The organism is Blautia obeum ATCC 29174 (genome assembly GCF_025147765.1).
Classification (GTDB): domain Bacteria; phylum Bacillota; class Clostridia; order Lachnospirales; family Lachnospiraceae; genus Blautia_A; species Blautia_A obeum.
Genome location: NZ_CP102265.1, coordinates 2,102,785 through 2,128,231, shown reverse-complemented (window position 1 = coordinate 2,128,231; position 25,447 = coordinate 2,102,785). Strand labels below are relative to the sequence as shown.

At 40.8% G+C, this 25,447-nt stretch carries 22 protein-coding genes, 1 tRNA gene and 1 other annotated feature; of the genes, 22 read left to right on the top strand and 1 reads right to left on the bottom strand.

From position 1 onward, the window contains the following. The first annotated feature begins 130 nt into the window (after positions 1–130). The 17 genes from NQ503_RS10335 (at position 131) to NQ503_RS10255 (ending at position 17,464) form a co-directional block, all read left to right on the top strand. Positions 131–1,072 carry a magnesium transporter CorA family protein gene (locus NQ503_RS10335; protein WP_044925753.1) on the top strand — a complete coding sequence of 314 codons (942 nt, stop codon included), beginning with the start codon at positions 131–133 and terminating at the stop codon, positions 1,070–1,072. 63 nt (positions 1,073–1,135) lie between these two features. Continuing rightward, the gene (locus NQ503_RS10330; RefSeq protein ID WP_005425441.1) at positions 1,136–2,017 is read left to right on the top strand and encodes a rhomboid family intramembrane serine protease; all 882 of its coding nucleotides are present in this window, start codon (positions 1,136–1,138) and stop codon (positions 2,015–2,017) included. Positions 2,018–2,043: 26 nt separating this feature from the next. Next, positions 2,044–3,336: a diaminopimelate decarboxylase gene (locus NQ503_RS10325; protein ID WP_005425443.1), complete on the top strand. Its 1,293-nt coding sequence runs from the start codon at positions 2,044–2,046 to the stop codon at positions 3,334–3,336. Positions 3,337–3,418: 82 nt separating this feature from the next. Then, positions 3,419–3,498: transfer RNA gene (locus tag NQ503_RS10320), tRNA-Leu, on the top strand. Positions 3,499–3,700: 202 nt separating this feature from the next. Further along, entirely contained in the window at positions 3,701–5,593 is a 1,893-nt protein-coding gene (ftsH, locus tag NQ503_RS10315; protein WP_005425447.1) for an ATP-dependent zinc metalloprotease FtsH, read from the top strand. Between the two features lie 142 nt (positions 5,594–5,735). After that, the gene (locus tag NQ503_RS10310; RefSeq protein WP_022389410.1) at positions 5,736–6,092 is read left to right on the top strand and encodes an anti-sigma factor family protein; all 357 of its coding nucleotides are present in this window, start codon (positions 5,736–5,738) and stop codon (positions 6,090–6,092) included. Positions 6,093–6,114: 22 nt separating this feature from the next. Beyond that, the gene (gene polA, locus NQ503_RS10305) at positions 6,115–8,754 is read left to right on the top strand and encodes a DNA polymerase I (protein WP_055065414.1); all 2,640 of its coding nucleotides are present in this window, start codon (positions 6,115–6,117) and stop codon (positions 8,752–8,754) included. Between the two features lie 13 nt (positions 8,755–8,767). Next, positions 8,768–9,358 carry a dephospho-CoA kinase gene (gene coaE, locus NQ503_RS10300; RefSeq protein WP_005425454.1) on the top strand — a complete coding sequence of 197 codons (591 nt, stop codon included), beginning with the start codon at positions 8,768–8,770 and terminating at the stop codon, positions 9,356–9,358. After that, positions 9,355–10,152, top strand: a complete 798-nt coding sequence (locus tag NQ503_RS10295; RefSeq protein WP_005425456.1) for an MBL fold metallo-hydrolase — start codon at positions 9,355–9,357, stop codon at positions 10,150–10,152. The genes coaE and NQ503_RS10295 overlap by 4 nt, the downstream gene beginning before the upstream one ends. 17 nt (positions 10,153–10,169) lie before the next feature. Next, positions 10,170–10,442, top strand: coding sequence for an ACT domain-containing protein (locus tag NQ503_RS10290; protein ID WP_005425458.1), 273 nt, complete (start codon positions 10,170–10,172; stop codon positions 10,440–10,442). A 28-nt stretch (positions 10,443–10,470) separates the two neighbouring features. After that, positions 10,471–11,835: a PFL family protein gene (locus tag NQ503_RS10285; RefSeq protein WP_005425460.1), complete on the top strand. Its 1,365-nt coding sequence runs from the start codon at positions 10,471–10,473 to the stop codon at positions 11,833–11,835. Positions 11,836–12,055: 220 nt separating this feature from the next. Next, a complete protein-coding gene (locus NQ503_RS10280) occupies positions 12,056–12,994 on the top strand; it encodes a hypothetical protein (protein ID WP_005425461.1) in 939 nt (312 codons plus the stop codon). A gap of 33 nt (positions 12,995–13,027) precedes the next feature. Beyond that, positions 13,028–13,275, top strand: a binding site (T-box leader). Between the two features lie 208 nt (positions 13,276–13,483). Further along, positions 13,484–13,954: an IS200/IS605 family transposase gene (gene tnpA / locus NQ503_RS10275; protein ID WP_005423698.1), complete on the top strand. Its 471-nt coding sequence runs from the start codon at positions 13,484–13,486 to the stop codon at positions 13,952–13,954. Positions 13,955–14,150: 196 nt separating this feature from the next. Further along, positions 14,151–15,176, top strand: coding sequence for an ABC transporter substrate-binding protein (locus tag NQ503_RS10270; protein ID WP_005425396.1), 1,026 nt, complete (start codon positions 14,151–14,153; stop codon positions 15,174–15,176). A 37-nt stretch (positions 15,177–15,213) separates the two neighbouring features. Continuing rightward, positions 15,214–16,125, top strand: coding sequence for an ABC transporter permease (locus NQ503_RS10265; RefSeq protein ID WP_005425398.1), 912 nt, complete (start codon positions 15,214–15,216; stop codon positions 16,123–16,125). Positions 16,126–16,128: 3 nt separating this feature from the next. Then, the gene (locus NQ503_RS10260) at positions 16,129–16,917 is read left to right on the top strand and encodes an ABC transporter ATP-binding protein (protein WP_005425401.1); all 789 of its coding nucleotides are present in this window, start codon (positions 16,129–16,131) and stop codon (positions 16,915–16,917) included. A 7-nt stretch (positions 16,918–16,924) separates the two neighbouring features. Then, positions 16,925–17,464, top strand: a complete 540-nt coding sequence (locus NQ503_RS10255) for a hypothetical protein (protein WP_005425402.1) — start codon at positions 16,925–16,927, stop codon at positions 17,462–17,464. A 54-nt stretch (positions 17,465–17,518) separates the two neighbouring features. On the opposite strand, the gene NQ503_RS10250 is transcribed toward NQ503_RS10255, so the two are convergent. Beyond that, complete coding sequence (locus tag NQ503_RS10250) at positions 17,519–18,802, bottom strand: nucleotidyltransferase (RefSeq protein ID WP_044925748.1); 1,284 nt, start codon at positions 18,800–18,802, stop codon at positions 17,519–17,521. Between the two features lie 272 nt (positions 18,803–19,074). On the opposite strand from NQ503_RS10250, the gene pta reads away from it, so the two are divergent. The 5 genes from pta (at position 19,075) to NQ503_RS10225 (ending at position 25,437) form a co-directional block, all read left to right on the top strand. Further along, positions 19,075–20,082, top strand: a complete 1,008-nt coding sequence (pta, locus tag NQ503_RS10245; RefSeq protein ID WP_022389420.1) for a phosphate acetyltransferase — start codon at positions 19,075–19,077, stop codon at positions 20,080–20,082. 42 nt (positions 20,083–20,124) lie between these two features. Further along, a complete protein-coding gene (locus tag NQ503_RS10240) occupies positions 20,125–21,315 on the top strand; it encodes an acetate kinase (RefSeq protein WP_005425411.1) in 1,191 nt (396 codons plus the stop codon). A gap of 248 nt (positions 21,316–21,563) precedes the next feature. After that, the gene (locus tag NQ503_RS10235; protein WP_005425412.1) at positions 21,564–22,592 is read left to right on the top strand and encodes a LacI family DNA-binding transcriptional regulator; all 1,029 of its coding nucleotides are present in this window, start codon (positions 21,564–21,566) and stop codon (positions 22,590–22,592) included. A gap of 199 nt (positions 22,593–22,791) precedes the next feature. Next, positions 22,792–23,841, top strand: coding sequence for an autoinducer 2 ABC transporter substrate-binding protein (locus NQ503_RS10230; RefSeq protein ID WP_005425413.1), 1,050 nt, complete (start codon positions 22,792–22,794; stop codon positions 23,839–23,841). Positions 23,842–23,952: 111 nt separating this feature from the next. Then, positions 23,953–25,437: a sugar ABC transporter ATP-binding protein gene (locus NQ503_RS10225; RefSeq protein ID WP_005425414.1), complete on the top strand. Its 1,485-nt coding sequence runs from the start codon at positions 23,953–23,955 to the stop codon at positions 25,435–25,437. The last annotated feature ends 10 nt before the right edge of the window (positions 25,438–25,447 follow it).

Here is a 25,447-nt window from a genome sequence, read left to right as displayed (position 1 = left end):
CTATACCACTTTAAAACATAAATTGAGTAAATTTTTTGTGAATACAATTCCGTTGGAATTGACAAAAATCCTGTCACATTTTATAATATATCCATATGACCTAAAATGAGAGTGGAAGGGGAGTGTAATCGTGGTTAGGATGTTTCGTACATCAGACGGAGCAATTCATGAAATTCAGGAACCTCAGGATGGCTGCTGGGTTGCCCTTACAAATCCTACGGCAACAGAAATCTTTGAGATATCCGAGCAGTTTCAGATAGAGGTCGATGATCTGAGAGCTCCTCTGGATGAGGAGGAACGGTCACGTATTGAGGTGGAGGATAATTACACTCTGATCCTGGTTGATGTTCCTATGATCGAGGAACGAAATGACAAGGACTGGTATGGTACGATTCCGCTGGGTATTATAGTCACAGATAAGATGATTTTTACGATATGTCTGGAAGATACACAGGTTCTTACCAGATTTATGGAGGGACGTGTGCGTAATTTCTTTACTTATATGAAGACACGTTTTATTCTTCAGATACTGTATCGTAATTCCAGCATGTATCTGCGTTATCTGCGTATTATTGACAAGAAAAGTGAACAGGTTGAGGAAAAACTTCATTTTTCTCCGCGAAATCAGGAACTGATCGAGCTTTTGGAACTGGAAAAATCTCTGGTGTATTTTACTACTTCACTGAGATCAAATGAAGCGGTGCTTGAGAAGCTGATCAAGCTGGAGAGCATTAAGAAATATCCTGAAGATACAGAACTTCTTGAAGATGTTATCATTGAGAATACACAGGCGATTGAGATGGCGAATATATACAGCGGTATCCTGCAGAGTATGATGGATGCGTTTGCATCTGTTATATCCAATAACCTGAATGATGTTATGAAAATTTTGTCTGTGATCACGATCGTTATGAGTATTCCGACGATCATCTTTAGTGCATATGGAATGAATCTGGCACCGTCCGGAATGCCTTTCTCCAGTACGATTTGGGGATTTCTGATCGTAATTCTGGTCTCTATTGCGGCCAGTATCATTGCAGCACTTTTCCTGTCAAAAAAGAAATATTTTTGATAAGGCAGGTATTCATCTTTCCGAACAGTACTTATTAACTGAAAAAGGAGAAGAAGTGATTTTATGAATTGGATCGATAAACTGGAACGCAAATTTGGAAGACATGGTGGAATACAGAATCTGACAGTGTATATTATTATCTGTTATGTGATAGGGTATTTGCTCACTTATATGAATCCATCGCTGCTCAATATGATGAGTCTGGATGTTTCCAAGATTCTGCAGGGACAGATCTGGCGTCTGGTCACCTGGGTGATCTATCCACCAAGCACCGGTAATTTCCTATTGTTTGCGATTTCTATTCTGTTCTTTTATTATCCGATCGGTACCTCTCTTGAGCGTACCTGGGGAAGCTTCCGGTATACATTGTATATATTTTCCGGGCTTCTCTTTGTTTTGATCGCAGCGTTTATCACTTATTTTGTGACAGGTGGTTTTGTTGTGATCGATGGAATGACTTATATGATCGGTGGAAGTGTTTTTACGACCTATTATGTCAGTCTTTCTGTATTTCTTGCTTATGCGGCATGCTATCCGGATATGCAGATCCTTCTGTGGTTTGTGATCCCGATCAAAATGAAATGGATGGCATGGGTATATGGCGCAATCATTGTTTATAATATGATTTCATATGTAAGAGTTGGTCTGTGGGTTATGGCTGTTCCGATCCTTGCATCTCTCTTGAATTTTGTTCTGTTCTTTTTCAGTAACAGAAACATGCATCGGTATAATCCTAAAGAGGTACACCGACGCAGAGAGTTTAAGAAGGCAATGGCACAGAGCAGAGTAAATCCGGCAACAGGTGGCATTACCAAACATAAATGTGCAATTTGTGGTCGTACAGAGAAGGATGATCCGAATCTGGAATTTCGTTTCTGTTCCAAATGCAATGGTAATTATGAGTACTGCCAGGATCATCTGTTTACACACCAGCATGTGAAATAATGCCAATATAACGAGGAGATAAAAATATGAAAAAAAAGCCGTTTGTAACTTTGGAAAAGCTTCAGGAAATCACTGAAAAATATCCGACACCTTTTCATCTTTATGACGAAAAAGGAATTCGCGAAAATGCAAAAGCATTGAAAGAAGCTTTTGCATGGAATAAAGGATTTAAAGAATTTTTTGCAGTAAAAGCAACTCCGAATCCGTATTTGATTCAGATTCTTCAGGAATATGGCTGTGGATGTGACTGTTCTTCTATGACAGAACTGATGCTGTCCAAAGCAATCGGCTGCAAAAAAGGTGATATCATGTTTTCTTCTAATGATACACCAGAAGCAGAATTCCGTTATGCAAATGAAATCGGTGGCATTATCAATCTGGATGATATTACCCATATTAAAGCAGTTGAAAAAGCGGTCGGATATATTCCGAAGACGATCAGTTGCCGTTATAATCCAGGCGGAGTCTTTAAAATCAGCAATGATATTATGGATAACCCGGGAGATGCTAAATATGGAATGACAACGGAGCAGATTTTTGAAGCATTTCGCACTCTGAAAGCAAAAGGAGCAGAGAATTTCGGTATTCATGCATTTCTTGCCAGCAATACAGTAACGAATGAATATTATCCGATGCTCGCCAAAGTCATGTTTGAACTTGCAGTAAAGCTTCAGAAAGAAACAGGAGCACATATCGGATTTATTAACCTTTCCGGTGGAATCGGTATTCCATACAGACCGGACCAGACACCGAATGACATTCGTGTGATTGGAGAGGGCGTTCGTAAAGTATACGAAGAGGTTCTTGTTCCGGCAGGAATGGGAGATGTTGCTATCTATACGGAACTTGGGCGTTTCATGATGGGACCTTATGGATGCCTTGTTACAAAAGCAATTCATGAGAAACATACACACAAAGAATACATCGGTGTAGATGCATGTGCGGTAAACCTTATGCGTCCGGCAATGTATGGTGCTTATCATCATATTACAGTTATGGGCAAGGAAGATCAGCCATGTGATCGTCTTTATGATATTACAGGTTCTCTTTGTGAGAATAATGATAAATTTGCAATTGACCGTTATCTTCCAAAGATTGATATGGGAGATCTTCTTGTTATCCATGATACAGGTGCACATGGATTTGCCATGGGATATAACTACAATGGCAAACTGAAATCTGCGGAAATTCTTCTTCATGAAGATGGAACTTTTGATATGATCCGTCGTGCGGAAACTCCAAGAGATTATTTTGCGACATTTGACTGTTTCCCGATTTATGAAAAAATACTTGAAGATGAAGACAGACTTTACAAATAAAAACAAATAAAAATATTTGTATTTCTATCTAAAATGCTTGCAATGGACTGAGAATTATGATATTATATTTTTCGGTTCATTTGCCGCTGTGGCGGAATTGGCAGACGCACTTGACTCAAAATCAAGCGGGAAACCGTGTCGGTTCGAGTCCGGCCAGCGGCATTTAACTTAGGCTCTCTGATAATCAGAGAGCTTTTTTTGATTATCAACATTGTAGCTTTTTTATGAAAAGTTTATAAAATTTCATAGAATGGACATTGAATCTTGGAAAGAAAAATGATATGGTACATGACATAAATGATTTTGAAAGAATCCGGAGATACTAAATACCGGGACTTTCGAAGATTTGGAGGACAAAAGATAAATGAAGTTTGGGAACAAAAAACCAGAGAAAATACCTATGTATGTATATTATATCATTGCAGGTGTTATCATCGTTCTTCTGAATATGCTGGTTGTTCCGGCCGTACAGGAACGAAGCGTGCAGAAGACGGACTATTCTACGTTTATTGAAAATGTTGAAGATGGGAATGTAACAAAGGCTACAGTAGAAGAAAATTATATATATTATGAGATGAAAGACAGTAATTCCGGGAATATGGTTCTGTGTAAAACTGTCAAGATGGATGACTCTGATCTGGTTAATCGCCTGTTGGATGCAGGGGTAACAATGGATGAAGTTCTTCCGGAAAGTCCTTCTATACTGATGACACTGCTTCTCAGCTATGTAGTACCAATCGTGATCTTTATTTTTATTGGTCGCTGGCTGAGTAAGAAGATAATGTCATCTATGGGTGGCGGTCCTGGTGGGGCAATGTCTTTTGGCAAAAGTAATGCCAAGGTATACGTGAAATCTTCTACAGGAATTAAATTTTCTGATGTTGCAGGTGAAGATGAGGCAAAAGATCTTCTGACGGAGATCGTTGATTATTTGCATAATCCGCAGAAGTATACAGAAATTGGGGCGTCTATGCCAAAGGGTGCACTGCTTGTGGGTCCTCCTGGAACAGGTAAGACTCTTCTTGCCAAGGCAGTTGCAGGTGAAGCTGAAGTTCCGTTTTTCTCTATTTCGGGATCTGAGTTTGTAGAAATGTTTGTTGGTATGGGCGCGGCCAAAGTACGTGATCTTTTTAAACAGGCAAATGAAAAAGCACCATGTATTGTATTTATTGATGAGATTGATACAATTGGTAAGAAACGTGATGGAGCTGGATTTACAGGTGGCAATGATGAACGTGAACAGACTTTGAATCAGCTCCTTACAGAAATGGATGGCTTTGATGGATCCAAAGGCGTGGTAATTCTTGCAGCAACAAACCGTCCGGATTCTCTTGACCCTGCACTTCTTCGTCCGGGACGTTTTGACAGACGAATTCCGGTAGAACTTCCGGATCTTCAGGGCCGTGAGGAGATTTTGAAGGTACATGCAAAGAAAATCAAGATTGCAGATACCGTTCGTTTTGATGATATAGCGAAGGCTGCTGCCGGCGCTTCCGGAGCTGAACTTGCCAATATTGTCAATGAAGCGGCGCTTCGTGCAGTACGTGATGGACGTAAATTTGCCACACAGGCAGATTTTGAAGAAAGTATTGAAGTTGTAATTGCCGGATATCAAAAGAAAAACCGTGTTCTTTCTAATAAAGAAAAACTGATCGTATCTTATCATGAAATCGGACACGCTTTGGTAGCAGCTAAACAGACAGAATCTGCACCGGTACACAAAATTACGATTATACCACGTACTTCCGGTGCTCTTGGATATACGATGCAGGTAGATGATGGAGAACATTATCTGATGAGTAAAGAAGAACTGGAAAATAAGATAGCAACATTTACGGGCGGTCGTGCTGCAGAGGAACTGATTTTTCATTCGATCACAACAGGTGCTTCCAATGACATTGAGCAGGCAACAAAGATTGCCAGAGCCATGATCTCGCGTTATGGCATGAGTGATGATTTTGATATGGTTGCGATGGAAAGTGTCAGCAATCAATATCTGGGTGGTGATTCCAGCCTGACATGCTCTTTTGAAACACAGACAATGCTGGATAAAAAAGTTGTGGAACTTGTTCGCAAACAGCATGAAAAAGCGCTGAAGATTCTTCAGGATAATATCGGCAAACTCCATGAACTTGCGCAGTATCTGTATGAGCATGAGACGATTACCGGAGAAGAATTTATGAAGATTCTCGAAACTCCAACACCAGTGGTAGAAGATACTTTGAAAACTTCCGAAGAGGAAACCGATAAGATATAATATTGCCATGTGAATTACTATGAACGGCAGCTGTACGAAAGAGACGTTTCTCATTGTGAAACGTCTCTTTTTGTGTTATACTACAAAACAGTGAAATTATAATCTTTTCAGTAATATGATATTGAAAAAAGGAGGAAGAACGTTGTCAGGTATTGACTGCAGACAGGCAGAAACACTGGTTGCCAGATATATAAAGCATACATTGTCCACAGACGAACTGGAAGAATTTCTGGATCATATAGAGCATTGTTCTTCCTGTTATGATGAGTTGGAGACATATTTTATCGTTCATGAGGCAATTCAGCAGCTGGATGAGAAGGAAGATGGTACGGTCCTTGATTTTCGGGAACTTCTGGAACAGGATATCCGTCGATCACGCAGATATATCCGCCAGAAAAGATGGCTGCATTTTTTGTCTGTGATTTTTTTTATGGCAGTAGTGATCGCGGCTGCATCATTTGTTGTATTTCTTGTGATGGAAGTAACGCACTTTTTATAACATGATACAGGAGGATATTATTTTGAGTGAAAAGATATTATTGATAGACGGACACAGTATTCTGAACCGCGCTTTTTATGGACTTCCGGATCTGACCAATGCAGAGGGAAAACATACAGGTGCGGTTTATGGCTTTTTAAATATCCTTTTTCGTATCCTGGAGGAGGAGAAACCGCAGTATCTGACAGTTGCTTTTGATCTTCATGAGCCTACCTTCCGCCATAAGATGTACGAAGCATATAAGGGAACACGTAAACCAATGCCGGAGGAACTTAGAGAGCAGGTTCCGTTGATGAAGGAAATGCTTACGGCAATGGGAATAAAAATTGTTTCAAAAGCAGGATATGAGGCAGATGACCTTTTGGGAACTCTGGCTGTCAGAAGTGAAAAAGAAGGAATGGATGTTACAATCCTGTCAGGTGATAGAGATCTTCTTCAGCTGGCAACAGAAAAAGTTATGATTCGTCTGCCAAAAACCTCAAGAGGAAAGACAACTATCGAAAATTTTCATGCAGCAGAAGTCCTTGAAAAATATCAGGTAACACCGCCACAGATTATAGAATTAAAGGCTTTGATGGGAGATTCGGCAGATAATATTCCGGGAATTCCAGGCGTTGGTGAAAAGACGGCAACCAAAATGATCGTTGAGTTTGGAACAATTGAAAATGCCTATGTACATCTGGAAGAAATAAAACCAAATAAAGCCCGGGAATCGTTGAGAGAGCATTATGATCTTGCAGAACTTAGCAAGGCACTTGCTACGATCAATACAGAAAGTCCGCTGGAATATGTATATGAAGAGGCGAGACTTGGGAATCTTTATACTCCGGAAGCGTATCAGCTCTGTAAACAGCTGGAATTTAAAAATCTTCTTGGAAGATTTGATACTTCAGCTGTACCGGAGAACACGATTGAGCAGAATTTTTTTACCTGCAGTGATCTTGGAGGCGCAGAAGCACTGTTTAAGAAAGCTGCTGAGAAAAATTATATCGGTGTGGCATTGCTTTCTGATAAAGAAGGCGTATATGGCCTTGGAATAGCTCTTACCAAAGGAGAAATTTATTATGTTCCGGTTGAGGGATTGCTTACCGGTGATTATATTTGTGCAGCATTGAAGGAAATCGCTGACAGTACAATTCTCTGTTCCATAGATGTAAAATCTATGTTGAAACACGTTGGACTCGAGGATGCAGACCATGTATTTGATACAGGTGTGGCAGTATATCTTCTGAATCCATTAAAATCTTCTTATACATTTGACGATATTGCAAGAGAATATCTTGATGGAGCCTTACTTCCGACGCGAACGGATCTGCTCGGCAAAGATTCTCTAAAGGCAGCCTGGGAAAAATCCTCTGATGGATTGATGTCTTATGCGTGTCATTTGGCTTATACGGCATATGCAACCAGAGAACCGATTGAAAATGCCTTAAAAGAAACAGAAATGTGGAATGTTTACAGAGAAATTGAACTTCCATTAATCTTTACACTGGATTCTATGGAAAAATGGGGGATTCGTGTCAAAGGCGAGGAACTTAAATCTTATGGAGAGAAACTTCAAGTTCGTATCGCAGAACTTGAAAAGCTGATCTATGAACAGGCTGGAGAAGAGTTTAATATCAATTCTCCTAAACAACTTGGCGTGATTCTTTTTGAAAAAATGGGTATCCCTGGTGGAAGAAAAACAAAGACGGGCTATTCTACAGCTGCTGATATTTTGGAAAAACTTGCGCCAGAGCAGCCAATCGTTAATGATATTCTGGAATACAGACAGCTTACCAAGCTGAAATCTACTTATGCAGATGGTCTAAGTGCAGTGATTGAAGCGGATGGCAGAATTCATTCTACTTTTAATCAGACGATTACAGCGACCGGGCGTATCAGCAGCACAGAACCGAACCTGCAGAATATTCCAGTGCGTATGGAGCTTGGACGTCTGATCCGCAAAGTTTTTGTGCCGGAAGATGGGTATGTATTTCTGGATGCAGATTATTCACAGATCGAACTTCGTGTGTTGGCACATATGTCAGGCGATGAGAAACTGATTCAGGCATACAGAGAGGCGGAAGATATCCACAGACTGACTGCATCACAAGTATTTCATGTACCGTTTGATGAGGTTACAGATCTGCAGCGAAGAAATGCCAAAGCAGTTAACTTCGGAATCGTGTATGGCATCAGCTCTTTTGGCCTGAGTCAGGATCTGAGTATCACACGAAAAGAAGCTGCTGAATATATCGAAAAATATTTTGAAACTTATCCAAAGATCAAAGGATTTCTTGATGGACTTGTAGCGGATGGAAAAGAAAAGGGGTATGTTTCTACAATGCTTGGACGCCGCAGACCGATTCCGGAACTGAAATCCGGTAACTTTATGCAGAGATCTTTTGGAGAGCGTGTGGCGATGAATTCGCCGATTCAGGGCACAGCCGCTGATATTATCAAAATCGCGATGAATCGGGTATATCAGCGCCTGAAAGAAGAAGGGCTGCAGTCCAGACTGGTTCTTCAGGTGCATGATGAGCTTCTGATCGAAACAAAGAAGGAGGAAGTGGAAACAGTATCCCGCATCCTTGAAGAGGAAATGAAGGGAGCTGTACATCTTTCTGTAGAACTGGATGTCGATATGCATGAAGGAAACAGTTGGTATGAAGCAAAATAATGAGGCGTAACAAATGAAAATCATAGGAATTACCGGCGGTGTGGGCGCCGGCAAAAGTACGATTCTGGATTACTTAAGTCAGAAATATGATGCGTATGTGATTCAGGCAGATAAGATTGGACATCTGGTTATGGAACCAGGTGGACTCTGCTATGAGCATGTAATTGCATTATTTGGCAGACAAATAATAAAAAACGATAAAACTATTGACCGAAAGCAGGTTTCTGATGTAGTATTTGGTAATGAGTTAATGCGTCAAAGTCTTGATGCTATTATTCATCCTGCCGTCAAAACATATATTTTAGAGGAAATCCGAAAACAGAGACAGGCAGGTTGCAGATTGCTTGTGATAGAGGCAGCACTTCTTCTGGAAGAACATTATGAGGAATTTTGTAACAATGTCTGGTATATTCATACGGATGCAGAAATCCGTATTCAGCGTTTGATGGACAGCCGTGGCTATACAAAAGAAAAAGCTGAGAGTATCATCGCCCGACAGGGCTCTGAAGAATTTTTCAGGAAACATTCGGATTATGTTATTATAAATAATGGAGATCTGAAGACAACCTGGAAACAGATAGAAGAGGGGATTAAATTATTATGAGATTTTGCAGTATTGCCAGTGGCAGCAGCGGAAACTGTATTTATGTAGGATCTGACAATACACATGTACTGGTAGATATCGGGATCAGCGGTAAGAAAATGGAAACTGGCTTGAATAGTCTGGAGCTTACCGGACGTGACCTTGATGGCATTTTGATCACACATGAACATTCGGATCATATTAAAGGGCTTGGCGTGATCTCAAGAAAATACGGCATTCCAATCTATGCTACTGCCGGAACCGTGGATGCCATGGTGCGTACCAATGCACTTGGAAAGATTCCAGAGGGGATTTTTCATGAAATTCAGGAAGACGAACCATTTATGATCAATGATCTGAAGGTAAACCCATTTACGATTCCACATGATGCGGCTCAGCCGGTTGGTTATCGGCTGGAACATGAGGGACATTCTGTGGGAATTGCGACGGATCTTGGAAAATATAATGATTATATTATTGAGAATCTGCAGGGACTGGATGCGCTTCTTCTGGAAGCAAATCATGATATTCGTATGTTGCAGGTGGGTAAATATCCATATTATCTGAAACAGCGTATTCTGGGAGACAGAGGGCATTTGTCCAATGAAAATGCAGGCAGATTGTTGTGCAGGCTGCTGCATGATAATCTGAAAGCAATTTTTCTGGGACATCTAAGCAGAGAAAACAACTATGAAGAACTGGCTTATGAAACTGTTTGTTCAGAGGTAACACTGGGAGACAACCCTTACAAATCAAAAGATTTCAGAATTCAGGTGGCGAAACGGGACTTTGTTTCGGATGTAGTTACCGTATAACAGAAAGGAAAAAAGTCATGAAAAAAACAATCATTACAGTAGTAGGAAATGACACCGTAGGAATTATTGCAAAAGTATGTACATATCTTGCAGACAACAATGTAAACATTCTGGATATTTCCCAGACTATCGTACAGGGGTATTTTAACATGATGATGGTTGCAGATACCAGTAAATCTGACAAAGATGCCGCGGCTCTCTCTAAAGAACTTTCTGAAATCGGCGATAAGATCGGCGTAGTGATCCGCTGTCAGCACGAAGATATCTTCAATGTAATGCATCGTATTTAATTGTATCTTACCGAAAAGGAGAGTTGACATGATCAATATTTTTGAAGTTAATGAGACAAACAAAATGATTGAGCAGGAAAATCTGGATGTGCGTACCATTACCATGGGAATCAGCCTTCTGGACTGCATTGACAGCGACCTGGATACTATGAATGAAAAAATCTACAATAAGATTACAACGAAAGCAAAAGATCTGGTTGCTACAGGTGATAAGATTGCAGCAGAATTTGGTATTCCGGTTGTAAATAAACGAGTTTCTGTCACACCAATTGCACTGGTTGGTGGAGTTGCATGCCATTCTACAGAAGATTTTGTCTCTGTTGCAAAGACTTTGGATAAGGCAGCAAAGACTATTGGTGTAAATTTTATTGGAGGTTATTCAGCCCTTGTCAGCAAGGGGATGACTCCGGCAGAAGAACTTTTGATCCGTTCCATTCCACAGGCTCTGGCAGTAACAGAACGTGTCTGCAGCTCTGTAAATGTTGGTTCTACCAAGACTGGTATTAATATGGATGCGGTGAAACTGATGGGTGAGATTGTCCTGGAAACTGCAGAGGCATCCAAAGAACAGGATTCCCTTGGATGTGCGAAACTTGTTGTGTTCTGTAATGCGCCAGATGATAACCCGTTTATGGCTGGTGCTTTCCATGGAGTTACAGAAGCTGACTGCATCATTAATGTAGGCGTAAGTGGTCCGGGAGTTGTAAAAACAGCTTTGGAATCCGTACGTGGTGCTGATTTCCAGACTTTATGCGAAATGATTAAACGTACTGCATTTAAAGTTACCCGTGTAGGTCAGCTGGTAGCACAGGAAGCATCTAAACGCCTGGGTGTACCGTTTGGAATTGTTGATCTCTCTCTTGCACCGACACCGGCAATTGGCGACAGCGTAGCAGAGATCCTTGAAGAAATCGGGCTTGAAAGAGTAGGAGCACCAGGAACAACTGCAGCACTTGCGCTTTTGAACGATCAGGTTAAAAAAGGCGGTGTTATGGCGGCACAGGCAGTTGGAGGTTTAAGCGGTGCATTTATTCCGGTCAGTGAAGACCAGGGAATGATTGATTCGGTAAATTTTGGTGCTCTGACACTGGAAAAACTGGAAGCTATGACTTGTGTCTGCTCTGTAGGACTTGACATGATTGCTATACCGGGTGACACAAAAGCATCTACTATTGCAGGAATTATTGCAGATGAATCTGCAATCGGTATGATCAATCAGAAGACAACAGCTGTCAGACTGATTCCTGTAATTGGTAAGGGAGTAGGCGAGACAGTAGAGTTTGGCGGACTGCTGGGATATGCACCGATCATGCCAGTGAATCAGTTCTCCTGTAATGCATTTGTAGAACGTGGCGGACGTATTCCGGCACCAATCCATAGCTTTAAGAACTGATTTTAAAACGTATTTCCCTGGGGAGAAGCAGAGCCCCGGGGATTTTTTGTCTTATCATCCTTTGATGTAATTCTAAACGTTTTTTTATTGAAAGTTTAGAAGATTACTGAAAATACTTTATTTAACATAATAATTATGTTATAACATAATATATGATAAAAATGAAAAATAATGTTATATTGACTTTAAAGGATATAAAGGAGACTTCACTAATAAGAAAATGAATGAACAAATAAAAAGCTATATAGAAAAAATACTGGGAATATCGGTGCAGTTTCACCACTGGAAAGGTGAACTGGAACTGCCGTTTTATATTACAGAGCGCTACGATATGCGACTTGCGGAGCTTGATGATATTCGCTGTATTTTTCTCAGTCCGAAGAAAAAGCTGAATCAGATTGGTTCGCTTAAAAAGCAGATCCGGCGAATTCAGATGGAGGAATCACTGCCGGTTGTGTTTGTTTTTGATAAGATGGATTGTTATCACAGAGATGCTTTTATTCATGCACATCTTCCCTTTATTGTAGTAGGAATCCAGCTTTATCTGCCGTTTATGGGAATATATCTTCAGGAAAAATATATAAAGGAAATCAAGACTTCGGATACGTTTCAGCCCTTTACACAGCTACTGCTCTTCTACTGGTATTATCAGCAGGAAAATTGTCTTTACATGAATGATATGGTAAAAATACTTGGCTGTTCAGCGATGACTGTAACGCGTGCGTTTCGCCAGCTGGAGGAGACTGGTTTGTTTGAAACCGGCAAAACCGGTGTGCAGAAATATCTGAAAGGAACAGAAGAACGAAATGTGATCCTGCAGCAGCTGGAAGATGCTTTGAGTACTCCTGTAGCAGAAACTGTATTTATAAGTAAAAAGGAACTGGAAGAGGGAACAGATATTTCAGAGCGTTTCCTTTCGGGCAATTCGGCACTTATCCGTATCGGAAAAGACGCGGAAGAAGAAGTTCCGTGCTATGCAGTGAATAAAAAAACATTTCATCTATCGGGAAGTAAAGAACTTCTGAATGCAGAAACACAGGCAGAAGTGCAGCTGTGGAAATATGATCCTTCTATATTAGCGAAAAATGGTTTCATAGATCCTCTTTCCCTGGCATTGAGTTTTCAGAAACCAGCGGATACTTTTCTAAAAAATGATTGACAGCAACGATTTCCTGTGGTAAAGTATAAAACATCAAAACCGATGAGGAAGAAGAGTAAATAATTTCGTATCATTCCAGAGAGCAGGTGTTGGTGTAAGCCTGTATGAAACAGATTATTGAATGGCCTTCCGAGGGCAGCCCGAAATTTTAATCTGAAGAGTAGGCGCTGACGGGAACCGAACCCGTTACCAATCAGGAGTGTATGTTTGTACATGAGAAAGTGGACGATACGTCAATTTGAGTGGCACCGCGATAATAAGAAATTATTACCGTCTCAAGCATAGCTTGGGACGGTTCTTTTTGTTAGGGCAAAGCCCTGTTTACCATTGTGTAGTTTTTCGTTGATCCGAAAAACGGAACTTTGGGAAACAAATAAACCACCTGCTATGCAGGTGAGTTAGGAATGCTTCAGCTTACAGTAAAAAACCTCCTGTGTTACAATAATGTTGGTTCGCCAACCGCATTAAAGGACAAAGGAGGTTATCCAAATGGATAGTAATAGTTTATCACATACAAAATGGAATTGTAAGTATCATATTGTATTTGCACCAAAATATAGAAGAAAAGTAGCATATGGAAAAATAAAGCAGGATATAGCGAATATTTTGAGTATGTTATGTAAGAGAAAAGGTGTAAAAATTGTAGAAGCGGAAATATGTCCAGATCATGTACACATGCTAGTAGAAATTCCACCGAGCATAAGTGTATCGTATTTTGTAGGGTACTTAAAAGGAAAAAGTACACTTATGATATTTGAAAGACATGCAAATTTAAAATATAAATATGGAAATAGACATTTCTGGTGTCGAGGATATTATGTAGATACGGTAGGGAAAAATGCAAAGAAAATACAGGAATATATAGCAAATCAGTTACAAGAAGATTTGGAATATGACCAGATGACACTGAAAGAGTATATTGACCCGTTCACGGGTGAGCCAGTAAAACCGAACAAATAAAAGAAGCCCTTTAGGGCTTAGTGGGTAAATGATGTTGCGCTTGGCGAACCTATTTCAGTGAGTCTTTAGACTCCAGTGCCGGTAATAGACCCTTATAGGGTCAAAGCAAGCCACCGGCTAAGCCGGTGGTCTTGACTTTCTCATGGAACATGAAATGTAGAAACACATAAAATGCAGAAAAGAGAGGAAAAAGACTATGAAAAAAAGAATGTTAGTAATCGCAGCAGCAGTAACAGCAACTATGATGATGACCTGTCCGGTAATGGCAGATGATTTTAAAGTAGGTATCTGTAATTATGTGGATGATGCTTCCTTAAATCAGATTGTAGATAATATTCAGTCCCGCCTGGAAGAAATCGGTGAAGAAAAAGGGGTTACATTTGACGTATCTTATGATAACTGTAATGCAGATGCCAGCGTTATGGAACAGATCATTTCTGATTTTCAGGCTGACAATGTAGATCTGATGGTAGGCGTGGCTACACCGGTGGCAATGCGTATGCAGTCTGCAACAGAAGGAACTGACACACCGGTTGTTTTCTCCGCAGTATCTGATCCGGTTGGTTCCGGACTTGTAGATTCTCTGGAAGCTCCTGGTGCAAACATCACAGGAACCAGTGATTATCTGGATACTTCTTCTATTATGAAACTGATCCAGGCGCAGAACCCGGATGTAAAAAAAATCGGTCTTCTGTATGATGTTGGACAGGATTCATCCACAACAGCGATCCAGGAAGCAAAAGATTACCTGGATGAACAGGGAATTGAATATGTAGAGCGTACCGGAACGACAACAGACGAAGTACAGCTTGCAGCAGAAGCACTGATTGCTGATGGCGTAGATGCCGTATTTACACCTACTGACAATACGATCATGACAGCAGAACTTTCTATTTATGAGAAATTCATCGAAGCCGGAATTCCGCACTATACAGGAGCTGACTCCTTTGCGCTGAACGGAGCATTTGTGGGATATGGTGTTGACTATGCGAATCTTGGACAGAAAACAGCTGATATGATTGCTGATATTCTGGTAGATGGAGCAAAACCATCAGAAACTGCAGTTGAAACATTTGACAATGGTACTGCAACAGTAAACACAGAAACATGTGAAGCTCTCGGTCTTGATTTTGATACTGTAAAGAAAGCATTTGAGCCTCTCTGCACACAGGTAAATGAAATCACAACTGCTGAAAGCTTTGATGATGTAGAAGCAAAATAAACATTAACTGGAGGAATTTACTGTGACGATTGCAACTATGCTCTCCCTTGGAGAGACTGCTCTGAAGCTTGGACTGATCTGTTCTTTGACAGTTCTTGCTCTGTTTCTTAGTTATTCTATGCTGAATGTCTGCGATCTTTCTACAGACGGCTGCTTTACTTTTGGCGCTGCTGTAGGAGCCGTAGTAGCTGTGAGTGGGCATCCTTTTCTGTCTATTATAGCTGCTATGGCGGCAGGTATTATATCAGGATTTGTAACGGCGATCCTGCAGACAAAGCTCGGTGTAGACAGTCTGCTTGCCGGAATCATTGTTAACACTGCACTGTATTCGGTGAATATTGCAGTGATGGGAGGTTCTTCTCTTATTAATATGAACCGGACGACCACCGTGTTTACCATGATGAAAGATACACTTGCAGGCACTCCGCTGAAAGGAAGAGAAGATATCATTATTGCAGCGATCGCAGTGATCCTCGTGATCATATTTCTGGTATTTTTCCTGAAAACAAGACTTGGTCTTGCAATCAGGGCAACTGGAAATAATTCAGATATGGTAAAATCATCTTCGATCAATCCGGTGTTTACAACAGTAATTGGTCTTTGCGTAGCAAATGCATTTACAGCACTTTCCGGATGTCTTTTGTCCCAGTCACAGAAATCTGTAGATATCAATATTGGCCAGGGTATGGTAACGATTGCACTGGCATCTCTGCTGATCGGAGGTACGATTCTGGGACATGGTGGAATCTTTGTAAGAGCAGTGGGAATGGTTCTTGGTTCATTTATCTTCCGCCTTGTATATACGATTGCACTTCGGTTTAATATGCCGGCATTTATGTTGAAACTGGTATCCTCTGTCATTGTTGTTCTTGCAATATCTGGTCCATATCTTAAGAAACAGTGGCCACAGATTCGAAGAAGAATGACACATACAAAAGGAGGCAGATGATTCATGTTAAAAATCAGCCATATTTCCAAGACATTTAATCCGGGAACAGTAAACGAGAAAAAAGCAATTGAGGATTTATCTCTGGAACTGAAACAGGGAGATTTTGCAACGATCATTGGCTCCAATGGCGCTGGAAAGTCCACGTTATTCAATGCAATCTGCGGAGATTTCCTGACCGATACAGGCTCGATCGAACTGGATAACAAAGATATCACATTTATGCCGCAGCATGCACGGGCAAGAAGCATTGGACGGCTTTATCAGGATCCGATGCGTGGAACTGCACCGGGCATGACGATTGAAGAAAATCTTGCGCTTGCAGCAGGTAAGGGAGGATGGCTTTCACATACGACTCGTCAGGAAAAAGAACGCTTTCGTGAAGAATTGAAGAAACTGGATATTGGTCTTGAAGAACGGATGAGCCATCCGGTAGGGCTTCTTTCCGGTGGACAGAGACAGGCACTGACACTTCTGATGGCGACAATGAATCCGCCGAAACTTCTTCTTTTGGATGAACATACAGCAGCACTTGATCCTGGCACAGCAGAAAAAGTTCTGAATCTTACCAGACGGATCGTAGAAGAACATCAGCTTACCTGTCTGATGATCACACACAATATGCAGTCTGCGATTGAACTTGGTAACCGTATCCTGATGATGGACTCCGGTAATATTGTGCTTGATATCGGAGGCGAAGAAAAGAAAAATATGACAGTAGAGGGACTTCTGGAGAAATTCAGAAGTGGCGCTGGTAAAGCACTCGATAATGACCGTATCCTGCTGTCCGATTAAAGGCTTTATGATTAAGCAGAATGTGAGAGAAAGACTTTTCGACTATTCGTTGGAAGGTCTTTTTTTCTTGCAGTTTTTTGCAGATTTATGGCATGACGGCCCGCAGGCAGGTGTAAAATACTATTACTATGTAGTTGCATGCAAGAATGGCACAACATACAACTGGAAACCATCAGATAATAAATATGATGACGATGAATATGATGTAATCACAAGTGGATGCAGCGCAGCAGCAACAGCATCTGTTTCCAACACAACGATCGGCAAGACTAAGATTACATCCGGCAAGAGCTCTAAAGGTAAAGTAAACCTGAAGTGGCAGAAAGTAAATGGTGCAGCAGGATATGTTGTTTATCGTTCTACAAAGAAAGGTTCCAGATATACTAAGATTGCTGAGATTACAAAAGGATCTACTGTAAAATATACAGATAAAACTGCTAAGAAAGGCAAAAAATACTACTACAAAGTTCGTGCCGTAAAAGCAAATGAAGCTGGTGTAGACGTATTCTCCGCTTATTCTGCAGCTAAAGCAGTCAAAGTGAAATAATGTTTTGGATTTAAGATAAAATCTGATTCTGTCAGAATAAAAGGACAGCTGGCCCTATAAAAGGACCAGCTGTTTTTGATATTCATGAACAAAAGGACGCCCTGTTTTCTGAGCCAGAATACTTTCATAGATATTGGAAGCTCTCAGATTATCATTCCATATTTTCTGTCCGTCTGCTGAAAGAATTCCCGAGGCATCGGCAGCTTTCGTGATGACAGGGATAGTTGTATGCTGCTTGATTTCTTTAAGCAGAGGGGAAGAAGATTTTCTGAATCCCAGGACACGTGCATATGGTATTCCTTTTGGTTGTTCCCTTATCTTCAGGATGGTATGGAGCAAAGCGCGCTGAATTCTGGTATAAGTCAGTTCTTTGGTTTTCAGAAGTTCTGTGAACTGTGTGAAATTTTCAAAATGATTGATCTGATTGCAAATTCTGGCAGCAAGATCTTTTGACATATCAGTATAGCTGATAAGTGATTCAGGAGTTTCGTTTAACAGACAATACTGCAACAGAAGAGAAAAGTCATCTTCCAGCAGAAATTCATTTTTATTAACAGCAGTTTCCAGAACCAATGCGGCATTGTCCGGAAGTTCCCCTAGAATTTCATTGGTGCCAAAACCTGATTTTAAAGCATTTCGGATCGCGGAAGCAGAAGCAAAATTTAATGATGATGAAGCGGTCTGTTGATCCGGAAACGTTTCATGGTATCCCATTCCCTGGCGTTTCAAAGTGACCGGCCGGATGGAACTATCTAAACGGAGCAATGCTTTACAGTATTCGATGCCAAGGATGTTGTTTGGTAAATTTAAAATCTGTACGATTTGAGTGAGAAGTGGCGTCAGAATACCATCAAAATCGTCTCCCTCAAAATGATGAGGATCTTTGAAATATTCGATCAGCGCCTGGCTTCTGGCAGCGGGGAAAGACAGCCCTTCGCTCAAAAAAGTTTTCAGAAGTACACGGTATTCTTTGGGTTCTTTTACAAGGACAGCAGCAAGTTCCTGCAGTGCAGAAACTTCACCATATTCACTTCCAAAACAGAGCTGTTCAACGACATGCAGATTGTCCAGTATGGAAACACCGGCCATGGCAAATGTCTCTGCACTGGCAGTACTTACGGACACCGGCATTTCAAGTACAAGATCGGCACCGCATCGAAGTGCCATTTCTGCACGCAGATGTTTGGGAAGGAGAGCAGGAGCACCGCGCTGGACGAAATCACCGCTCATGGCGATGATCACGTAGTCTGATTTCAGCTTTTCCCTGCAATAATCAATCTGATATCTGTGCCCTCTGTGGAAAGGATTGTATTCTGCAATAATTCCGGTTACTTTCAAAAAAACACCTGCCTGTTCTTAAAGAATTTACAGATATTGTACCATCTGACAGAAAAATTATAAAGAAAAACCGAAAATCATTTTGGAACAACAGCAGAGTATGGGCAGAAATGATGAAATTGCACTTCAAAAAATACCACTCTTTGGAAGAATCTGACGGACAACTACTTGAAAAGCGCCAGAACTGGGGGTATAATGAACCTAGCTGTGAGGTCATATTTTGGACGCTCACACGGTCTGATGACCGAAATAACGAAAGGAGCCATTTAATCATGGGATTTGTTGATTTACTCAAAGAAAGAGCAAAAAAAAGCATCAAAACTATCGTACTGCCAGAGACAGAGGATATGAGAACTATCGAGGCAACAGATAAGATTCTGAAAGAGGGAGTTGCTAAGATTATCCTCATCGGTAACGAAGAAGAAATCAATAAGAAAGCTGCAGAAGGCGGATTCGATATCTCCGGAGCAACCATCGTTGATCCTGAGACATCTGACAGAACTCAGGCATACATTGATAAATTTGTAGAACTGAGAGCTAAAAAAGGTATGACACCTGAAAAAGCAAAAGAAATCCTTCATACTCAGTACCCATACTATGGTGTAATGATGGTAAAAATGGGTGATGCAGACGGTATGGTATCCGGTGCATGCCATTCTACAGCAGACACACTTCGTCCATGTCTGCAGATCCTGAAAACCAAACCGGGAACAAAACTTGTATCCGCATTTTTCCTGATCGTAGTTCCGGATTGCGAATATGGTGCAAACGGTGCATTTGTATTTGCTGACTCTGGTCTGAACCAGAATCCGACTCCGGAAGAACTTTCTGCAATCGCAGCATCTTCAGCAGAATCCTTCCAGCTTCTTGTTCAGGAAGAACCAGTCGTTGCAATGCTTTCACACTCTACAAAGGGAAGTGCAAAACATCCGGACGTAGATAAGATGGTAGAAGCTACAAGAATCGCAAAAGAAGAACATCCGGAACTCAAACTGGATGGAGAGTTCCAGCTTGACGCAGCAATCGTACCTAGCGTTGGTGCTTCTAAAGCTCCGGGAAGTGAAGTTGCAGGTAAAGCAAACGTTCTTGTATTCCCTGACCTTGATGCAGGAAACATCGGATATAAACTTGCTCAGCGTCTTGGAAAAGCAGAAGCTTACGGACCTGTTACACAGGGTATCGCAAAACCAGTCAATGACCTCTCCAGAGGATGCTCTGCAGATGATATCGTTGGTGTTGTTGCTATCACAGCTGTACAGTGCCAGGCTGAAGACAAATAAGAATTACATATTTTGAAACTTATTGAATAGGAGAATATTAAGATGAATGTATTGGTAATTAACTGCGGAAGTTCCTCCCTGAAATATCAGCTCATCAACTCTGATACAGAGGATGTTCTGGCAAAGGGTCTTTGCGAGAGAATCGGAATCGACGGAAGACTGGTTTATCAGAAAGCCGGACTTGATAAAGAAATCACAGAGTGTGCAATGCCTACACACAAAGAAGCTATCCAGTTTGTACTGGATGCTCTTACAAACGAAAAAACAGGCGCTATCAAGAGCCTGAAAGAAGTAGATGCAATCGGACATCGTGTCGTACATGGTGGAGAAAAATTTGCAGCTTCTGCAGTGATCACAGATGAAATGATCGCAGCAGTAAAAGAGTGTAACGATCTTGCACCACTTCATAACCCGGCAAACCTGATCGGTATTGATGTCTGCTCTGAGCTTATGCCAGGTGTACCGCAGGTTGGTGTATTTGATACAGCTTTCCATCAGACAATGCCTGCAAAAGCATATCTGTACGGACTTCCGATCGAATACTACAAAAAATACAAAGTAAGAAGATATGGTTTCCACGGAACTTCACACAGCTTTGTATCCAAACGTGCTGTAGAATTCCTTGGACTTGACAAAGACAACTCCAAAGTTATTGTTTGCCATCTTGGAAACGGATCTTCCATCAGTGCTGTTCAGAACGGCAAATGTGTAGATACAACTATGGGACTTACACCACTTGAGGGCGTTGTTATGGGAACTCGTTCCGGTAATATTGATCCGGCAATTGTTGAATTCATTGCAAAGAAAGAAAACCTTGACATCGCAGGTGTTATGAATGTGCTGAACAAGAAATCCGGTCTTCAGGGTATGTCCGGAGTCGGCAGTGATATGCGTGACATCAGAGCTGCTATCGCAGATGGAAACGAAGATGCTAAGAATGCTTATGATGTACTTTGCTATGGTATCGCTAAATTTGTTGGCGGTTATGTAGCAGCTATGAACGGTGTAGATGCAATTGTATTTACAGCTGGTATTGGTGAGAATGTAGGCCAGCTTCGTAAAGATGTCTGCAATTATTTCGGATATCTTGGCGTTGAAATCGATGACAAAGCAAATGATACATTTAGCGAAGAAATTGTTATCTCTACTCCAAATTCAAAAGTTAAAGTTGCAGTTATTCCTACAAACGAAGAACTTGCAATCTGCAGAGATACAGTAGCGCTGGTTAAATAATTTGTTATAAAACAACTTCGAAGGGGGCTTGCCGTTGGCAGGTCCTTTTCTTTTGCGTATTTTCATATTATGACTTCCTTTTGTTGTAGCTATTACACAAAAATATTGTGCAATATTTGCAGAAAAGTACTGAAAATAGATTTTCGATTATGCAATTTATAACGATTATATTGACATGCTTAAATTATGAATGTATAATTGCCATATTGAAACGTTTCAAATGTGGCCTTGTATAGAGGAAATGATGAATGGATAAATCTACGAAGAAAAGAGCCACAATTACACAGGTGGCAAAACATGCAGGTGTATCTGTTGGGACGGTTTCGAATTATTTAAACGGTACGGCAGGTGTGTCGCACGACAGGGCAGCGCGGATACAGCAGGCAATTGATGTGTTGGATTATATCCCGGATACTCTGGCGAGTTCCCTTCGAAGAAAGGACAGCACAGCGATACATGTTTTAACACCGCATCTGGATAGTGCTTTTTATACAAATACGATCAGTGCACTGATGCACGATGCATATGAGGCTGGGTACACCGTTCATATCTCTGGTTATGAATATTCGTCAGAGATAGAAAGGCAGCAGCTGAGAGCACTGGAGAGCAGCAAACCAGGCACATCAATCATTATTTTTAATGGGTTTGATGATCTCACAGAGATTAAACGGCTGGCGAAGAAACAAATACATGTGATTATGGCAGACAGGCGAGAGATACCGGGTTATACATCAAGTGTTATATTTGATAATCGTCGGGTACCATTTGAAATAATATGTCTGTTAAAAAACAGAAATTACAAACGAATAGGACTTTTTACAGAACCTACAAAACTTCAAAATATCCGTGAAAGAGTAGAGGGATTTCTGGAAGCAATGAAATATTTTGGATATCCGGATCCGGAAAAAAATATTTATTCCCGCCCAGATCTTTCGCTGGATAAATTGAAAAACAGTTATCTTTATATGATGGAGATTCTTGAGTCATCAAAGCGCGAAGAACTTCCGGATGCCTGGCTGGCAACTTCGGATTATCTGGCATTTGGTATGATGAGGGCCATCAATGAGAAGGGATATTCCATACCGGAAGATTTTGCTATTGTCGGTTATGATAATATTGAAATATCGGGATATGTCAATCCGAGACTTACAACTGTGGAACAGGATCAGAAATTATTCGGAAGAACTTTATGGTCAGTAATTACAGAATACAATAAGACCGGAAAATATCAGAGTATAGAATTACCGCAGAAAATAAAGATGAGAGGATCTTGCTAAAATTAATAGTTGTATACTGAAATAAGTATACAATTATTTTTAGAAAATATTGAAACGTTTCAAACGGCATAAAAAGTATATTGGGGTACAAATATCTGAACGAGAGAAGGGAGGAGAAAGGTGTTCGGATCATATGGGTAAATAAAATATGAGATGCCGCGTAAATGTTTCACAAGCCAATTAAAAGGAGGAATTTAAAATGAAAAAAGCAATCGTTATGACTTTATGTGCAGCTATGGCAGTTGGGATGATCGGATCAGTTTCTACAGTATATGCTGCGGATGCAGATATTGCATCTGATGATGCTATTAAAAAAGCGGCTGACGAAGGTTGGGAAATTGCTGTTGTACCGAAGGATTCCACCAATCCATGGTTCGTTCGCATGGACACCGGCGTTAAGGAAGTAGCTGACGAAACAGGAGTTAACTGCTACCAGATTGATACAGGTACAATTGATGCTACAAAACAGGCTCAGCTGGTTGAGGACCTGATTGCTCAGGGCGTAGATGCAATCTGTGTAGTTCCAGTTGATATGGAATCCATGGACTCTACATTAAAGAAAGCAAAAGATGCAGGTATTGTAGTTATTACCCATGAAGGCGCAGATCTTAAAAATGTAGACTACGATATCGAAGCATTCTCTAATGAAGGCTATGGTGCTTTCATCATGCAGAACCTTGCTGAAGCAATGGGGGAAGAAGGCGTTTATACGACAATGGTAGCTTCCCTTACAAATGGTTCTCATAATGAATGGGCAGATGCAGCCGTTGAATACCAGAAAGAGCATTATCCGAACATGACACTTCTGGAAGATAATCCGCGTGTAGAGTCTGATGATAACGGTGATACCGCATATAATGTTGCAAAAGAACTGATCAAAACATATCCGGATCTGAAAGGTATCATGGGAACTTCTTCTTTCGATGCACCTGGTGTTGCACGTGCGATTCAGGAACTTGGCCTTGTTGACAAATTCTTTACATCCGGTACAGGAATGCCGGCAGACAATGCTGAACTGCTGAAATCCGGTGTTATCAAATCCCTTACTCTGTGGGATCCTGCAAAATCCGGTGAAGCAATGGTTGACCTTGCATGCAAAGTACTTGCAGGTGAGGAGATTGGTGCTCCTGTAAATCTTAACGTTGATGGTTATACAGAAATGAACTTCCGTGAAGGATCTGAAACAGTTCTTGAAGGACAGGGCTGGATTACAATCGATGCAGACAACGTTGATGATTTTGGATTCTAAACAACACAAAAATTTATAAGCTTTAATGATCAATCCGTCGGTTCTCCCGGCGGATTGATTTCCAAAAGACCTGAACAATCACAGGTGTCGTAAGGCGGAGAGGAGGAAGCTATGTCTCAGAGTTTATTGAAAGCAGAGCATATAAAGATTTCCTTTGGAAATGTACATGCCCTTAGAGATGTATCTTTGGAGATTTTACCTGGTGAGATACACTGTCTTGCCGGAGAGAATGGTTGCGGAAAATCAACTATTATCAAAATTATATCCGGTGTCTATCAGAGAGATGGCGGAACAATTGAATTTAACGGACAGAAAATCGATAAGATTTCCCCGATTGATGCGATCAATCTTGGAATTCAGGTTATTTATCAGGATTTTGCACTTTTCCCTAATCTGACAGTTGCAGAAAATCTGGCACTTAATACAGAACTTGCATCACGTAAGAAAACAGTAAGTTGGAAAAATGTAAGAAAGATTGCTGAAGAAGCAGTATCCAAAATTAATTTCCAGGTTGATCTGGATGAAAAAGTAGAAAAACTTACGGTAGCTCAGAAACAGATGGTCGCAATCAGCCGCGCATTGATGTCAAATGCAAAGCTGATTATCATGGATGAGCCGACAACAGCGCTGACCAAAAAAGAAGTAAGCGCATTGTTTAAAATTATTTTGAAATTAAAGGAACAGGGAATTGCAATCCTGTTTATCAGTCATAAATTGGATGAGGTATTTGAAATTTCTGATCGATTCACAATTTTCAGGGATGGTGAATTGGTTGCTACAGGCAGTACAAAAGAACTGGATGATAAGAAATTCACCTATTACATGACAGGAAGAGAGTTTTCCGACAATATATTTGTTCCGAAAAATGTCTCCGACAAGCCGGTTTTTGAACTGAAACATCTTACTCTGAATGGCTCTTTTTCAGATATTAACCTCAGTCTTCGAAGAGGAGAGATTCTTGGAATTACAGGACTTTTGGATTCTGGTCGTACTGAATTGGGCCTGTCTATGTTTGGTCTGAAGCCTGCGGATTCCGGTCAGATCATAAAAGATGGAAAAGAAATTAAGCTTACCAGCCCAAGAGAGGCTATTGCCAATAGTATTGGATATGTTCCTGAGGACCGACTGTCAGAAGGCCTTTTTCTTACCCAGTCGATTGGTGACAACATCATCATTTCTGAGATTGACAAACTGAAAAAGAAAAATGGACAGTTTGATCTGAAGAAGAGAGATGAAGAAATTGAAAAATGGGTTAAAGAACTGGAGATCAAGACAAAAAATCCAAACAATCCGGCAACAACTCTTTCAGGAGGTAACCAGCAGCGAATCGTACTTGCAAAATGGCTTGCATGTAATCTGGATGTGCTCATCCTGAATGGCCCGACAGTAGGTGTGGATATCGGTTCCAAACATGATATTCATATGGTTCTGCAGCGACTTGCCAACCAGGGGCTTGGTGTTATTATCATTTCTGATGATCTTCCGGAAGTTATACAGAACTGTTCCAGAGTTCTTGTTATCAAGAATGGAAAGATCAAATCCGAATATGATACCCAGAATGTCAGTGAACAGATGATCATTGACGATATGATGTAGGAGGCGGTCA

Coding starts and splice junctions, on each gene's coding strand:
- NQ503_RS10330 (WP_005425441.1), top strand. CDS start 1,136: ATGAATTGGATCGATAAACTGGAACGCAAATTTGGAAGACATGGTGGA.
- NQ503_RS10325 (WP_005425443.1), top strand. CDS start 2,044: ATGAAAAAAAAGCCGTTTGTAACTTTGGAAAAGCTTCAGGAAATCACT.
- ftsH (WP_005425447.1), top strand. CDS start 3,701: ATGAAGTTTGGGAACAAAAAACCAGAGAAAATACCTATGTATGTATAT.
- coaE (WP_005425454.1), top strand. CDS start 8,768: ATGAAAATCATAGGAATTACCGGCGGTGTGGGCGCCGGCAAAAGTACG.
- NQ503_RS10295 (WP_005425456.1), top strand. CDS start 9,355: ATGAGATTTTGCAGTATTGCCAGTGGCAGCAGCGGAAACTGTATTTAT.
- NQ503_RS10290 (WP_005425458.1), top strand. CDS start 10,170: ATGAAAAAAACAATCATTACAGTAGTAGGAAATGACACCGTAGGAATT.
- NQ503_RS10285 (WP_005425460.1), top strand. CDS start 10,471: ATGATCAATATTTTTGAAGTTAATGAGACAAACAAAATGATTGAGCAG.
- NQ503_RS10280 (WP_005425461.1), top strand. CDS start 12,056: ATGAATGAACAAATAAAAAGCTATATAGAAAAAATACTGGGAATATCG.
- tnpA (WP_005423698.1), top strand. CDS start 13,484: ATGGATAGTAATAGTTTATCACATACAAAATGGAATTGTAAGTATCAT.
- NQ503_RS10270 (WP_005425396.1), top strand. CDS start 14,151: ATGAAAAAAAGAATGTTAGTAATCGCAGCAGCAGTAACAGCAACTATG.
- NQ503_RS10265 (WP_005425398.1), top strand. CDS start 15,214: ATGCTCTCCCTTGGAGAGACTGCTCTGAAGCTTGGACTGATCTGTTCT.
- NQ503_RS10260 (WP_005425401.1), top strand. CDS start 16,129: ATGTTAAAAATCAGCCATATTTCCAAGACATTTAATCCGGGAACAGTA.
- NQ503_RS10255 (WP_005425402.1), top strand. CDS start 16,925: ATGATTAAGCAGAATGTGAGAGAAAGACTTTTCGACTATTCGTTGGAA.
- pta (WP_022389420.1), top strand. CDS start 19,075: ATGGGATTTGTTGATTTACTCAAAGAAAGAGCAAAAAAAAGCATCAAA.
- NQ503_RS10240 (WP_005425411.1), top strand. CDS start 20,125: ATGAATGTATTGGTAATTAACTGCGGAAGTTCCTCCCTGAAATATCAG.
- NQ503_RS10235 (WP_005425412.1), top strand. CDS start 21,564: ATGGATAAATCTACGAAGAAAAGAGCCACAATTACACAGGTGGCAAAA.
- NQ503_RS10230 (WP_005425413.1), top strand. CDS start 22,792: ATGAAAAAAGCAATCGTTATGACTTTATGTGCAGCTATGGCAGTTGGG.
- NQ503_RS10225 (WP_005425414.1), top strand. CDS start 23,953: ATGTCTCAGAGTTTATTGAAAGCAGAGCATATAAAGATTTCCTTTGGA.